Raw genomic sequence first — 13,516 nt, forward strand, 5'->3', positions numbered from 1 at the left:
CATGACGAACCCCTCGATCTCCCGCATGCCCGACCCCGGCGTGTTCGTCCCCGAGCTGGCCGACATCAGCGCCGCCCTCTTCCGGGCCACCGGCAACCGCTCGGTGCCGCGCACCACGATGAACCTCGTCCACCTGCGCGCGGGTCAGATCGTCCACAACACCTACCTGACCATCCTGAACACCGCGTTCCTGCGCAAGGCCGGCGAGTCCGAGGAGCGCATCACCGCCGTCTCCTCCTGGCAGGACGCCCCGTACTTCACCGACGCCGAGCGCGCCGCCCTCGCCCTGGTGGAGGCCACGCTCCAGCCGGCCCCGCACGGCCGGGAGCGGGTCACCGACGAGCTGTACGCCGAGGTGGCCGAGCACTACGACGACAAGGCGCTGGCCACCCTCACCGTCGCGATCGGTCAGATCAGCTTCTTCATCGCCCTCGCCGTCATCGGCAAGCCGCAGCCGGTGACCTCCCTCGGCGACGAGCAGTGGGACTGAACCGGCCCGGCCGGCCGTGCGGTCCCCCGCGCGGCCGGCCGCGCACCCCCCGTCCCTACAGTCCCGGGCCGTTGTACGCGCCGCGGTGGGGCTTCGTCGTCGCGGACACGGGGTTCGCCCAGTAGTCGCGGCCTCCGTTGCCGCCGATGACGGAGCCGTTGTTCAGGGCGGGGGAGGTGGACCGCAGACGGTAGCCGTCGACGGAGTGGATCGTGTCGCCGCCGGCGCCGGGGTTCACGAAGCGCGGGTCGCCGACGATGCCGTTCGCGGTGGGCCGGGGCACCCCCTGGAAGACGTTCCACAGCCAGGAGATCCCGGGTCCCACGGGCAGCCGGGAGTCGCTGGTGCCCACCCAGATGTTGTTCTCGACGACGCTCTCGTCGGGCAGCGTGACGTCGAACTTCCGGTCCGTGCAGTAGAAGACGTTGTTGTACATGTGCAGCGCGGAACGGCCGGCGCTGACACTGCTCATCCGGCAGTCGTTCTCGGAGATGTTGTAGCGGACGACCTGCTTGGCGCCGCCGATGGTGCCGCACCCGTCGCAGTCGAGGAAGAAGCCGCCGATGTTGTCGCGGCTGAAGTTGTACTGGATCGTGCAGGTGCCCGTGTTCCCCCAGTCGCAGTCGAACGCCTGGCTGTCGGCCACGGACATCCGGGTGATCCCGTACACGGCGTTCTTCTGGATCGTCGGATCGTGGTCGCCGAGCACCCAGATGCCGGCGAAGTTGCCCCCGGAGAAGGGGTACGTGCCGTTGCCGACACCGGAGGCGTTGTTGTACTGGATCATGGGGGCGTCGGCGTAGCTCGCGATGATGCCGTCGCCTCCCACGTCCTTGATGACGTTGTGCTCGATCAGCACCCCGGAACCCTTGACCGCCATGGCGCCCACACGGATCTTCAGACCGCCGCCACCCGTGTTGCTGATCTGGTTGTGGTGGACGTGGACGTCGTTGAGGGTGGAGTTCGCCCCGCTCGCACCCGTCACGATGCCGGCGGACTGGACGAAGTCCTCGGTGGTCGGGCTGTTCTTGTTCGTCTGACCGGCGACGCGGTCGATGACGAGATGTCCGATGTCGAAACCGCGGTGCGCCGTCCCGTCGGTGGCCGAGATCCGCAGCCCCGCGCGCCGGGCCAAGGACGCGGCGGGGTTGGTCACCTTGAGGTCGCTGATGCGCCAGTGGTCCTGATCGGTGAGGGAGACGGCGCTCGGGGCTCCGCCGCCGTCGATCACGGGCAGGGCGCCGACCCCGTAACGCGTGAGGCTGATCGGGGCGGAGGCGGTGCCGCTGCCCTTGGGGGCGAGGGAGCCGGTGCAGGTCGTGCCCGCAGCGAACGCGAGGGTGTCACCGGGGGAGTAGGTCCGCGCGTTGGCCTGGCTGATGCTGTTGAGCGGCGCGGCGAGGCTGCCGTCACCCGCTGTCGGCCGGGAGCAGTCGACGTGGACGGTGGTCCCCGCGGCCGAGGCGGGCGCGTCGGTGACGGCGACGGTGCCGGTCAGCGCGAGGGCGGCGGCGATGAGCCCGCGGGCCATCGCCTGCCGCCCGGGAAGGACTCCGATGGTCATGGCGCGACACCTTTCTGGGGGCTGGTGCCGCCAGAAGCTATGTGCGGTCGATCATCGAGTCAATGAAGTTCCGTCGATTGATCGAATTTCGATCAGAGTGTGGAGCGGCGGAACGGCGGGTGCGGTGGTCAGGCCGAGGCGCCGGAGCGCTTCGACGGGCGGAAGGGCACGGCCCGGACGAGCGCCAGGACGCTCAGGGTGAACATCAGGACGCCCAGCGGGACATGGAGCGACGGAATGTGCGCGACGCCCAGCACCACCTGCGCCGAAGCGAGCACGAGGAAGCCCGACGCGTACAGGATGGGCCGGGGTGACCCGCCGCCCGGCCGCCACGCCAGGACCGCGGCGAGCACGTACAGCATCGACGCCCCGTACATCACGCGCGATCCGACGTCGTGCAGGACCGCGCCGGCGGCCGAGGACAGCAGCAGCCCGGCGGTGGCCGCCTGGAAGGCCAGGGCCAGGGTCTGCAGGGCGATCGCGATCTGCGGGAACGTGAATCCGCCCCGAACCGCCGTCGTCTGTACGGCCATGATGTGGTCCCCTCGTCAGCCTCGCGGCAGTGGATCGATAGTGTCTCGATGAACCGACGATGTGGGTCCGTGAAGTGTGAGGCGCACGCCGGCCTCACTTCGGCGCGGCGTCTCGTCGACGAGCTGAGAGCGGCGGCGGACGAGAAGGACGTAGGGACGGTCACGACCATGAGCACCCCATCCGAGCCGGGCCCGAGCGAGATCGCCGGCGAGCGGCGCCATCTGCTCAACCTCGCCTACCGGCTGCTCGGTTCCGTGACCGAGGCCGAGGACGCCGTGCAGGAGACGTACACCCGCTGGTACGCGATGCCGCGCCCACGGCAGGAAGCCATCGAGTCGCCCGGCGCCTGGCTGACGACGGTGGCCACCCGGGTCTGCCTGGACCTGCTCGGCTCGGCACGGGCCCGGCGCGAGCGTTACGTCGGCGCCTGGATTCCCGAGCCGCTGCCCGACCGGACGGAGTGGACCGGCGGTCCGTCGGGCGGGGCCGGGGCCGACTCGGCCGATCCCGCCGATCAGGTCACCTTGGACGAGTCGGTGAGCATGGCCTTCCTCGTCGTACTGGAGTCGATGACGCCGGCCGAACGCGTGGCGTTCGTCCTGCACGACGTCTTCCGGTACCCCTTCCCGGAGGTCGCCGACATGGTCGGCCGGACGCCTGCGGCCTGCCGGCAACTGGCCTCCTCGGCCCGCCGACGCGTACGCGCGGCACGGGGTGAGGTGGGGGCGGTGGGACGCGCTGCCGTGCGGCCAGGAGGCCCAACTGCCGCTGCGACAGCTACGATTCCGACGACGTCTGCGGCCGGGCCTGGGCAGGCCGTCCTGGTACGGCGCTTCAAGGAGGCGTGGGAGGCCAAGGACATCGGGGCTCTCGTCGACCTCCTCGACCCGGGCGCCACGATGACGGCCGACGGCGGCGGCCTGGTCGGCACCGTCCTCCGCCCGGTGGACGGCAGCGAGCGGATCGCCCAGTACCTGATCAACATCGCCGACAAGGCCCCCGGCCTGACGCTCCTGGAGCGCACGGTCAACGGCCTGCCCGGCCTCGTCGCCCAGCAGGCAGGCATCACCATGACCGTGGCGGCCTTCAGCCTCGCCGACGACCGGATCTCCCGCATCTGGGCGATCCGCAACCCGGAGAAGCTGAGGCCGTGGACCGAGTACGGCCAGGAGTGACACCGTGAGTCCCACGACGATTCGCTTGATCGAGCCCGCCGACGGCGCCGCGCTCGCCGGCCTGCTGTCCCGGGACCGGCAGGCGTACGCGCGCTGGCTGCCCGAGCGGCCGGCCGAGTTCTACACGCCCGACGGGCAGGCCGCGGTCATCACATCCCTGCTGGCCTCGCATGACCAGGGGCTCGCGTGGCCCGGCGTCGTGGTCTCCGACGACACCGTGATCGGGCAGGTCGGCATCAGCTCGATCCTGCGCGGCCCGTTCCAGAAGGGTTTCCTCGGCTACTGGGTCTCCTCCCTCCACCAGGGACGCGGACACACGAGCCGCGCCGTGGGCCTCGCACTGCGGATCGCCGAGGACGAGCTGAAACTGCATCGGCTGGAGGCCCACACGCAACTGGAGAACCTCGCGTCCCAGGCGATTCTCCGCAGACACGGATTCCGCTCCTGGGGCATCGCCCACGAGCACTTCCACGCGGACGGCGCCTGGCGCGACGAGGTGTTCTGGGAACGGATCCTGACTCGGCCCAGCGGCCGCCGGCCCGGATGACCCATGAGCGTCGAACGCCTCGGCAGTCGGGAGCGAGACCTGCCTGTGCAGATCGTGCACCCGTCGTCGCAGGCCGGAGCCGGCCGCCACGCGTCCTGCGCTTGACGACGGCCCGGCGCGGGGCTGCACTGGAATCATGGCCGCTGCGGCGACTCCGCCCTAAGGAGAGCAGCGATGACGACCACGGACAGTTTCAGCCTTCTGCAGCCGTACAAGATCGCCGAGGAGACGTTCGTCATCCCGTGGGCCCTCGAGGCCCCTCCGGTCGGCCACTTCCCGATGAACTCGATGGTGATCCGGGGAGCCGAACCGGTCCTCGTGGACACCGGCGCGCCCGCGGTGCGCGCCCAGTGGCTGGAGGCGGCCTGGTCCGTCGTGGATCCCCTGGACGTACGGTGGATCTTCCTCACCCACGACGACCGCGACCACGCCGGCAACCTCATGGCGGTCCTCGCGGAATGCCCGAACGCGACCCTGCTGACGACCTGGTTCTCCCTCGGCCGCATGGCCGAGGAGTGGGAGACCCCCATCAACCGGTGCCGGTTCCTGATCGACGGCGACACGATCGACGCGGGCGACCGCACCCTGGTCGCCAAGCGACCGCCCCTCTACGACAACCCGACGACCCGCGCCCTCTTCGACCCGAAGGCCGGCGTCCTGTGGGCGGTCGACACCTTCGCCACGAACGTGCCGACCCCCATGCCCGAGACGGCAGCGCTGTCGCCGGACGAGTTCCGCGACGGCCAGCTCTTCGGCGGACGGCTGGTCTCCCCCTGGGTCGCCCTGCTGGACGCCCGGAAGTTCGGGACGGTCGTCACCGACTTCCAGCACCTGAACGCCGAGGTCATCGCCGGGTGCCACTGCCCTGTTCTCCGCGGCCCCCAGATCCCCGAGGCCTACGACCTCCTCCGCCGGCTCCCCGAGGTCCCACCGTGGACGGAGTTCACCCAGGCCGACCTGGACCAGTGGATGGAGGCCGCCGAGAGCTCGGTTCCGCCGGAGCAGCCGCGGCCGTCGGGGACGTGAGGGGCGGGACCGGAGCGGACGAGGCGCCGTCAGGCCTCACAGGTCGTACGGAGCCGTGGGCGGGCGCCGTACGAACCGGCCCGGCTCCGGGGCGGCGTCCCCTCGGGATCAGCATCCGGCATCGGGCCGTTCCGCCGTCGACGGTCGCGAGGCGTCGGTGAGGTCGGCGCCGGTCGCGGCGTCCCGCCGGGAGTTGGCGACGCCGTGCCAGTCCAGGCACATGATCGTGGCGTCGTCGTCCAGCTGACCACGGCCGGCGTCGACGACAGCCCCGATGAGGGTGCGGGCGGCCTCGCGGGGATGGAGCGCGCGGGTGCGAACGATCAGCTCCGGCAGGTCGAGGTCCTCGGCGTTGCGTTCCAGCATGCCGTCCGTCAGCATCACCAGCCGGTCGCCCGGCCGCAGGTCCAGCGACTGCACCCGGTAGTGGTGCGCGTGTGCGGTGTGGATGCTGAGACCGAACGGCAGGTCCACCCGGGGAGCGAGTTCCTGCACCTCCCCGTCTCGCATCCGCAGCGGCCAGGGGTGCCCGGCGTTGACAAGCTCGGCCCGGCCGTCGAGCAGGCTGATGCGCAGCAGCTGCCCGGTGACGTAACCCATGCGTCCGTGATCCCGCATGGCCTGGTCGGCCTGGTGCGCCTGTTCCGCGAGTCCGGCGCCCGCCCTCCGCGCCCTGCGCAGAGCACCCACCACGAGGGTGGCCAGCAGCGCGGCGTCGACATCGTGGCCCATGGCGTCGGTGACGGAGAGCTGGACCGTGTCCCGGTCGATCACGTAGTCGAAGGTGTCGCCCCCCACGTGTTCGGCGGGCTCCAGTGCCCCGGCAATCGTGAACTGCGCCGCCTCGCACGCCAGCGATGCCGGGAGCAGCCGGTGCTGGATCTCCGCGGCCAGGCTCAGCGGGGTGGTGCGGCGCCCCCACTGGTACACATCGGTGTGCGACCGGTTCGCGATGACGATGTACCCCAGCGCGTGCGCGGTCTCGCTGATCTCCCGCATCACCTCCGCACCCGGCGGCGCGGGCAGGAACAGTTCGAGGAGCCCGATGGCATCGCCGCGGTTGGTCACCGGGGCGACGACCCGCACCAGCCGGCCCCCGCCACCGTCCTCCACGCTCGGCCGCTGGCTGCGGATCACGTCGTCGTACAGAGTTCCGCGCAGCGAGATACGCCGGGCCGGCTCATCGGTCTCGACACTGCCCGCGGCCCCCAGCCGCACGACCGAACTGCCGGTGAAGTCAGTGATCAGGAACGACACCGACGCTGCCCCGAGACGCTCCCTGAGCATGCGCGCGACCACGTCGAGCGACTCCACGGGGGCTGCCGCCTCCGCCGCCTCCAACGCCCCGGCCAGCGTCATCACTCCGCCCCGACGGCTGCCGCCCGCGGTGAGACGTGGAACCTGCCCGTCGTCCGGCCTTTCCGAGCCCACAGTGATCCCTTACTGCTCGATGCCGGCCCGGGGCCGCGTCCGGAGTACGAAGATCCGTAACAGGCCGACGCCTGACGCTTCACATTGCACCACGAAAGCATCGTCTCCTGGCCACTCGCCGACGAAGAGACGCATACGGACGCGCCGCCGCGGACCCCTCGTTCGGATCAGCCGTGACGGCGGCGGCCCCGGACGGGATCGCGTCCACCGGCTGGGCGAAACGGACACCCGCCATATGGGGTGACGTCGTCCACGGAGCCGTCACCCTCCGCAAGCCTTCCTCGTTGATGACGCGGGACCTCTCCCCGTCCCTCACCGCCACGGCGGTCGCTGCGCGAACGGCCCTCCCGGCTCGTCTCCGAGCTTCCCCCGTGTCGTACCTCTCAGCCTTCCCGGCTCCGGTGACGCGGTCCGACCCATGAGGAGCGCGGCGGCCGGCACCGGGTCGGACCGGACGACAGCGTCCCCTGAACCCCCTAGCCGACTTCGATCACAGCCAGAAAGGAATCCGCCTCATGCTCGCAGGATTCGAGGTATCCCACGTCGACCAGGCGCCGCAGCAGCAGGTCACTGACGGCATCGCCGTCACGATGCTGCGGGAGGGAGACGACAACAGCGCCCTGTCCGCGATGCTCATCGAGTTCGCCCCCGGTGCCGTCTTCGGCAAGGAGATCCACGAGAGGCAGGAAATCCTCTTCGTTCTCGAAGGAGAGTTCCACGACGGTGAACGCGTGCACCCGGCCGGGACGCTGATCACGGCGCAGGAGGGCAGCACGCACTGGCCGCAGTCCCAGACCGGTTGCCGCTTGCTCGTTCTGTACCCCCACGGGGCTACGAGGTGAACCGCCGGTAGGGACCGGCATGCGTGACCACGAGCACCCCATGGCAGGCTTACACCGCATGATCGATGACTTCGCGAAGGACAACCTGCACGGGAGACTGCGGCGGGACCGCGAGGCGCTGCTCTGGAAACTCGACGGCCTGTCCGAATACGACGTCCGCCGGCCCCTGACAGCGACCGGGACCAACCTCCTCGGCCTCGTCAAACACGTGGCCACCGTTGAGGCCAGGTACTTCGGCGAGGTCTTCGACCGCCCTTCCCCGGAACCCGTGCCCCGGTGGCAGGACTCCGACGGCAGCGATCTGTGGGCGGCCGAGGACGAGACCCGCGAGCAGGTCATCGGGTTCTATCGGCGCACGTGGGAACACTCGGACGCGACGATCGACGGGCTTCCCCTCGATGCCCCCGGCCACGTGCCGTGGTGGCCGGAGCCCCATGCCGCCACGAACCTGTTCGCCATCCTGGTCCATGTGCTCGGTGAGTCCATCCGGCATGCCGGGCACGCCGACATCCTGCGCGAAGGTCTGGACGGCCGGACCGGGTTGCGCCCCGAATTCGAGAGGCGGATCGACGCGGAAGCCCGTGCGGCCCACTGCGCGAAGATCGAGCAGGCCGCCAGGTCGGCCGCACCGAGCAAGGCCTGGAGGCCGTCTCACGCGACCTGATGTTCGTGCGACGTGATGCCGGTCGGGGATCTCCCGGGAGATCACGGTCTACTCGGCCGTCGCTGCGACACAATCGCGGGATGATCGGCAGACGAATCACCTATCGCACCGTGGACGGTGTCCGCATACCCGGGACCTGGCGGCCCGCCTTCATCCACAACGGCAGGTACTTCCTCACCGAGCTCTTCATCTATGCCGACGGACTCATCGACTGCTGGGGCCTGGTCACCGTCGAGGAGTTCGAGGAGAAGCTCCGGACGGGGAGGGTGGCCACCACCCTTCCGGACGGCGCCCAGGCGGCCGTGCACGGTGTCGCGCGCTGGAAGTTCAGCGAGCCGCAGAGCCGGCTCACCCCTGAGCTGCTGGTCGCCGAAGTCCGCGACACCATCGACCGGCTGAACGAGCGGCCGGACTCGACCGGCCGCTGCCTCGCCGCCGTCGACGCGTTCCTCGCGGATCGCACCGAGGAGAACCGGGCCGCGGCGCGCACCGCGTTCCTCGCCATACCGGCCTCGAAGCGCCGCTACGCGCTGGGCGACATGGACGCGAAGGACGGGCCGCTGCGGTTTCTGGTGGCCGGGCCAGGAGGCCGGACCTACCGGCCGACCGAGCCCCCGGTCTCGCAGGAGGCCTACGACAGGGCCCTCACGTACTTCGAGGAGCGCGCCCGCCTGCGCGAGGAGCACGCCGCGCTCGTCTCCGCGGACGGACCACCCGCCCCGTACGCCCCGGCTGTCCGGCTCGGCCACGCGTACCAGAACGAGCCGGTGGCCGATCCCGGCCACCTCGGACTGCGCAACGACTACCCCGCCCCCATCACCGTCGGGGACGTCGTCCACCCCTCCGTCGCGCACGCCTACTGGGCCCTGTCGGTCACTCAGCCGGAGGTCCGTAGCGCGATCACGGCAGCGGACACCGTTTCCGCGGCCCGCAAGCTCGCGGCCGGTACAGAACGCCGTGAGGACTGGGAGCACGTACGCGCCGCCGTCATGACCGGTCTGCTCCGCGCCAAGTACGACCAGCATCCCGAGCTGGCCGAGATCCTGCTGGCGACGGACGACGCCACACTCGTCTACGACGACGTGGACTCGGCCTTCTGGGGCGACAACTCCGGCCGCGGCCGCAACTGGACCGGCCGTCTCCTCGAACTCGTCCGCTCCGAACTGCGCATGGGGCGAAACGGGATCCCCGGGCTGTGACGAGGGCCGACCCGTCGACGGCGGCCTCCGCGGCCGGTTGTGACGAGATCACACCCACCGGACCGTTCTCAGGCAGCCCTCGTGGCGTTGCCGAGGAGTTTGGTGGGGGTGACGCGGACGACCACGCGGACCTCTTCCGGCGGAGCCGCCAGGTACTCCGCGCCGCCGCCGGGGCCCACGTACTCCTCCGCGATGCGGACGGCCACCGCGCGGCCGATGTCCTCGGTGACGGTGGCCGTGCCGCGGATCTCGACGTACAGCTCCGGGTCCGCGAGGTCGAACACGGTCAGGCCGACCCGGGGGTCGCGGAGTATGTTCCGTTCCTTTCGGCGCCCCCGCTCCGTGGAGATCAGCACCTCGCCGCCGTCACGGCTGACCCAGACCACCGAACTCTGCGGGCTGCCGTCGGGGTTGAGGGTGGCCAGGACGGCAGGGTGCGGGGCGTCGAGCAGGGCACGTACGGCGTGGTTCATCTCGATGGGCATGCCGGGGAGGCTAACCGGCCACTCCGGCGCGCGCACCGAATTCCCTTCCGCCGCGCGGGATCGGTCGCGTATCCGAGGAGCCGCGCCCCGCCCGTACCCGAGCGGTGAGCCGTGTGCCTCGCCCTGCAACACTGGTTCCCCACCGGCGACACAGGGAGACGTCCACGTATGAACGTGCCATCCGTGCGAACCGCGGCGGAGCGCTCCGACACATCCGCCGTCCGGATCGGTGCCCTCGTCCCGCTGTCTCCGCCCGGCTGGGTCGAGGCGGGCCGGCACCTGCTCGCCGGGCTCGAGGCCGCCGTCGGTGACGTCAACGACAGCGGCGGCATCGGCGGCAGGCCGCTCGACCTGATGGTCCGAGACACCGCGGCCGATCCCCGGCGGGCTGCCGCCGCGATGGAGGAGCTGGCCGAGCTCGGCGTGGCAGCCGTCGCCGGCGAGTACCACAGCGTCGTCGCCCGTGCCGCGGCCGCCGAGGCGGACGCGCTGAGGCTGCCGTTCCTCTGTTCGTCGGCCGTCCTCGACGCTCTCACCGAGGAGCCGACGGACTGGGTCGCGCGCCTCGCGCCGCCGCAGTCGCACGGCTGGCGGCTCTACGCGGACTTCCTCCTCGGCGCGGGACACCGCCGTATCGCCGTGGCGGCCGAGCCGAGCGTGTACTGGGCGTCAGGGACCCGCGTCCTCCGGGACCGCCTCGCCACCCGTGGCGGCACCGTCATCGAACTCGACGCCCGGGCACTCACGCCGACGGACGTGTGCGACGCACTCGTCACCCACCGCGCGACCGCCCTCCTCCTGTTGACGGGGTTTCCCGAGCCGGCCGTGTCGATCGTCAAGGCCGTCCGCGCCGACCGGCGCCTGACCGGGAGGGAGACCGGGACCGGGGCCGAGATCGGGACCGGGGCCGAGGGCACGGGGGCCGGGACCGGGGGCGGGGCCGAGAACTCGGGGCCCGCGACCGGGGGCGCGACCGGGATCCTGATCGGTGCTCCCGCCGGGCAACCGGAGTTCGCCGCGTGGTCGGGCTCTCTGGGCGACGACGGTGCCGCGGTCCCGTTCCTCCGCTACCTGCCCGGCCACCTCAGCCCCCTCGGCGTACGCGTCGACCAGGCCCTCCGCGAGCGGCTGGCCGCCCCGCCCTCGTTCGTCGCGTTCGAGGGGTACGACACCGTCACCGTCCTCGCCGACATGCTGCGCCGCCACGGCACGGATCGGGCGGGTATCGCCGCGTCCTGGTCGCAGGTGACCGTCGAAGGCACCCGCGGGCGGATCCAGTTCACCCGCGTGCCGGGGATCAGCGTGTGGCAGGCGGCTCGGACGCCGATCCAGGTCGCGGATCGGGACCCGGCCGCACCCGGCCGCTTCCGCGTCCTCCACGCCACCTGAGCGGCACGGCGGGGGCGTCGTCGCGCGACCCGGCCGGTGCCGGTCGACCACGTCTTGAGTGGGGTGCTGTCAGGCCTGCGGCGCCGACGTTCTCGCATGGCGCGCGAGCTTGACCGCGGAAGCCAGCAGGATCGCGGCGAGGGCGGGGATGAGCACCCGGTCCGGGAACACGCCGAGCAGCAGTCCGCCCAGCACCGCCCCCGCCACCGAGCCCGCGATCATGACCAGGACGAAGCGGCGGTGGGCGCGCAGCACCGAGAAGCTGCCGTCGCGGCTGTAGCGGGCGAAGGCGACCAGCATCGTCGGCAGGGACACCACCAGCGAGAGGCTGCCCGCCGTCTTGATGTCCAGGCCGTACAGCAACACGATCGTCGGGATCAGCAGTTCGCCCCCGGCGACCCCCATGATCGCCGCGACCACCCCGATCCCGAAGCCGGCCACCACCCCACCGGGCACCTCGGCCCACGGCGGCAGCGACAGCCCGTCCTGGGTGGACAGATGCGTGACGACGAGGGCCGCGGCCATCAGCACCATCAGTCCGGCCAGCACCTTGTGCAGGGTGGAGCCGCGCATCCGTACCGCCCACGTCGCCCCCGCCCAGGCCCCGAGAAGGCTCCCGGCGAGAAGGTTGACCACGACGGGCCAGTGCGCCACCACCTCGGAGGCGGAGATCGACGGCAGTCGGGCGGGCAGCGCGACCATCACCACGACCAGGCTCACCGCCTTGTTCAGGATCACCGCGGAGAGCGCGGCGAACCCGAACAGGCCGATCAGCAGCGGCAGTCGGAACTCCGCGCCGCCCAGACCGATCATCCCGCCCAGCACGCCGATGACCGCCCCCGCGCCGAACACCAGAGGCGTCGAGCGCGTCGCGGGCGCCGGACGCGGCGGCGCTGTCGGGGGCGGAGCGGCGAGGTTCTGTTCGCTGGTCATGGCGGGCATCCTCGCGCGTGGAGGTCGTCGGCAGCTACGGCGCAGGCCCACCTTCGGGCGAAGGAACCGGGTTCCCGCTCGCGTCTCGTCCTGATCTCCGAGGGCACCCGCCGCGGCAAGGGAAGCCCCCGGCATCACGCTGGGTGACTGATCGACATGCGCGTCGTAGTCACAGGTGCCACGGTGGTCATGTCCAACCCCCCCTTACTCACGAGGAGTGAGCAGCTGTGGCTAAGAAGACTTCGCCGAAGGACCGGGCCAGCCGTCAGGCCAAGATGGCGCCGAAGGGCAACAAGCGCGTCGGCGGCGCCGACGAGGCGCGCCCGGCCCGCGCCCCCGAGCACCAGGCGGCAGAGCGCGAGACGCGGACGACCTACAGCGAAGGCTGATCACGTCCACAGTTCGCTTGAGGAGGCGCACCCGACGGCTGCCGGCGGGTGCGTCTCCTGCTGTCCCGGCCGCTTCCCGCCTCCGCCGGTGGTCTCCCGTCTGCCGACTCGTGGTCGGGCCGTCGCATCAGCCGCCGTACCGGCCCAGGGGAGTCGCCGTATCAGCCGCCCAGCCGCCGTACCAGCCCAAGGAGCCGCCGTGACAGTCGCCGCTCGGGTCGATCAGGTGTCCCGCACGTGGATGAGGGCCGCTCGTACGGTGGCCGCCGTCCCGTCGGGGATACGGTCGGACACGGCGACCCGGGCGTACGGAGCGGCCCCCGGTCGGAGGTCGACCCAGACGACCCCTCCCGTCCGGGGGCGCAGCGCGACGAAGTCCTCCGCGCCGGGCACGTTCCGTACGCCGAGGCAGAGCACATCCGGAATCCACAGCCCCCGGCCCGGCGACCCGCGCAGCGCCCGCCACCAGGAGGGGTCGGCCTCCACCCTCTCCACGGCCCGGAGGGGCAGGTGGATGTTGCCTCGGCGCGCGGCCGACTTCTCCCACCACGACAGGCGGACGATCAACTCCTCCGCCGTGACCGCGATACGGGCCATGGCCGATCCACCTCCTCACCCGGCATGCCGCCCTCCGGCGGAACGCCGGCGACCGGACGGCGCGGTGAGGGCACCGGATCCGCGCCGCGGCACGACCGTCGGCGAGTGGACGTCTCCTGCTCGTCACGCTACTGCTCGGCGTCGTCGGCTTCCACCGCGTCCCGCGCGGGTCGGAGCCGGGAGAGGTGTGCGAGCCGCCGGTCCGGGGCAGTGGCAGTGCGGCTCGCCGCGCCTGTGGCGGTGGGGAGCCC

At 71.6% G+C, this 13,516-nt stretch carries 15 protein-coding genes; 9 read left to right on the top strand and 6 right to left on the bottom strand.

The window, feature by feature from the left end; all coding sequences use genetic code 11:
* The first annotated feature begins 1 nt into the window (after position 1).
* Complete coding sequence (locus tag AMK29_RS17350) at positions 2-490, top strand: carboxymuconolactone decarboxylase family protein (protein ID WP_107422609.1); 489 nt, start codon at positions 2-4, stop codon at positions 488-490.
* Between the two features lie 55 nt (positions 491-545).
* On the opposite strand, the gene AMK29_RS17355 is transcribed toward AMK29_RS17350, so the two are convergent.
* Positions 546-2,054 carry a right-handed parallel beta-helix repeat-containing protein gene (locus tag AMK29_RS17355; protein WP_107422610.1) on the bottom strand — a complete coding sequence of 503 codons (1,509 nt, stop codon included), beginning with the start codon at positions 2,052-2,054 and terminating at the stop codon, positions 546-548.
* 128 nt (positions 2,055-2,182) lie between these two features.
* Positions 2,183-2,587, bottom strand: coding sequence for a hypothetical protein (locus AMK29_RS17360; protein WP_073813709.1), 405 nt, complete (start codon positions 2,585-2,587; stop codon positions 2,183-2,185).
* 168 nt (positions 2,588-2,755) lie between these two features.
* On the opposite strand from AMK29_RS17360, the gene AMK29_RS17365 reads away from it, so the two are divergent.
* The 3 genes from AMK29_RS17365 (at position 2,756) to AMK29_RS17375 (ending at position 5,336) form a co-directional block, all read left to right on the top strand.
* Positions 2,756-3,763 carry a sigma-70 family RNA polymerase sigma factor gene (locus AMK29_RS17365; protein WP_073813910.1) on the top strand — a complete coding sequence of 336 codons (1,008 nt, stop codon included), beginning with the start codon at positions 2,756-2,758 and terminating at the stop codon, positions 3,761-3,763.
* Between the two features lie 25 nt (positions 3,764-3,788).
* Positions 3,789-4,310 carry a GNAT family N-acetyltransferase gene (locus tag AMK29_RS17370; protein WP_241845426.1) on the top strand — a complete coding sequence of 174 codons (522 nt, stop codon included), beginning with the start codon at positions 3,789-3,791 and terminating at the stop codon, positions 4,308-4,310.
* 174 nt (positions 4,311-4,484) lie between these two features.
* Complete coding sequence (locus AMK29_RS17375; RefSeq protein WP_073813712.1) at positions 4,485-5,336, top strand: MBL fold metallo-hydrolase; 852 nt, start codon at positions 4,485-4,487, stop codon at positions 5,334-5,336.
* Between the two features lie 108 nt (positions 5,337-5,444).
* Here the strand turns inward: AMK29_RS17375 and AMK29_RS17380 are convergent, their stop codons facing one another.
* Positions 5,445-6,695, bottom strand: coding sequence for a PP2C family protein-serine/threonine phosphatase (locus AMK29_RS17380; protein ID WP_073813713.1), 1,251 nt, complete (start codon positions 6,693-6,695; stop codon positions 5,445-5,447).
* 587 nt (positions 6,696-7,282) lie between these two features.
* Here AMK29_RS17380 and AMK29_RS17385 point away from each other — a divergent pair.
* The 3 genes from AMK29_RS17385 to AMK29_RS17395 all read left to right on the top strand — a co-directional run bounded on the left by AMK29_RS17385 (position 7,283) and on the right by AMK29_RS17395 (position 9,472).
* A complete protein-coding gene (locus AMK29_RS17385) occupies positions 7,283-7,609 on the top strand; it encodes a cupin domain-containing protein (protein ID WP_073813715.1) in 327 nt (108 codons plus the stop codon).
* A 58-nt stretch (positions 7,610-7,667) separates the two neighbouring features.
* Positions 7,668-8,273 (top strand): DinB family protein, encoded by a 606-nt coding sequence (locus AMK29_RS17390; RefSeq protein WP_073813716.1) that lies wholly within the window; start codon positions 7,668-7,670, stop codon positions 8,271-8,273.
* An 80-nt stretch (positions 8,274-8,353) separates the two neighbouring features.
* Positions 8,354-9,472: an NADAR family protein gene (locus AMK29_RS17395; protein ID WP_073813717.1), complete on the top strand. Its 1,119-nt coding sequence runs from the start codon at positions 8,354-8,356 to the stop codon at positions 9,470-9,472.
* Between the two features lie 68 nt (positions 9,473-9,540).
* Here AMK29_RS17395 and AMK29_RS17400 read toward each other — a convergent pair whose 3' ends face one another.
* On the bottom strand, positions 9,541-9,957 hold the full coding sequence (locus AMK29_RS17400) for a PPOX class F420-dependent oxidoreductase (RefSeq protein WP_073813719.1): 417 nt from the start codon (positions 9,955-9,957) through the stop codon (positions 9,541-9,543).
* Positions 9,958-10,125: 168 nt separating this feature from the next.
* Here AMK29_RS17400 and AMK29_RS17405 point away from each other — a divergent pair, with 168 nt between their 5' ends.
* The gene (locus AMK29_RS17405; RefSeq protein ID WP_073813720.1) at positions 10,126-11,346 is read left to right on the top strand and encodes an ABC transporter substrate-binding protein; all 1,221 of its coding nucleotides are present in this window, start codon (positions 10,126-10,128) and stop codon (positions 11,344-11,346) included.
* A 69-nt stretch (positions 11,347-11,415) separates the two neighbouring features.
* Here the strand turns inward: AMK29_RS17405 and AMK29_RS17410 are convergent, their stop codons facing one another.
* Positions 11,416-12,279, bottom strand: a complete 864-nt coding sequence (locus tag AMK29_RS17410; RefSeq protein WP_073813721.1) for a sulfite exporter TauE/SafE family protein — start codon at positions 12,277-12,279, stop codon at positions 11,416-11,418.
* Between the two features lie 227 nt (positions 12,280-12,506).
* Between AMK29_RS17410 and AMK29_RS36415 the strand changes: the two genes are divergently transcribed.
* Complete coding sequence (locus AMK29_RS36415; protein WP_158071325.1) at positions 12,507-12,668, top strand: hypothetical protein; 162 nt, start codon at positions 12,507-12,509, stop codon at positions 12,666-12,668.
* 222 nt (positions 12,669-12,890) lie between these two features.
* Here the strand turns inward: AMK29_RS36415 and AMK29_RS17415 are convergent, their stop codons facing one another.
* On the bottom strand, positions 12,891-13,265 hold the full coding sequence (locus AMK29_RS17415; protein ID WP_073813723.1) for a hypothetical protein: 375 nt from the start codon (positions 13,263-13,265) through the stop codon (positions 12,891-12,893).
* Positions 13,266-13,516 lie beyond the last annotated feature (251 nt).

This window comes from Streptomyces sp. CB02261, assembly GCF_001905665.1.
Classification (GTDB): domain Bacteria; phylum Actinomycetota; class Actinomycetes; order Streptomycetales; family Streptomycetaceae; genus Streptomyces.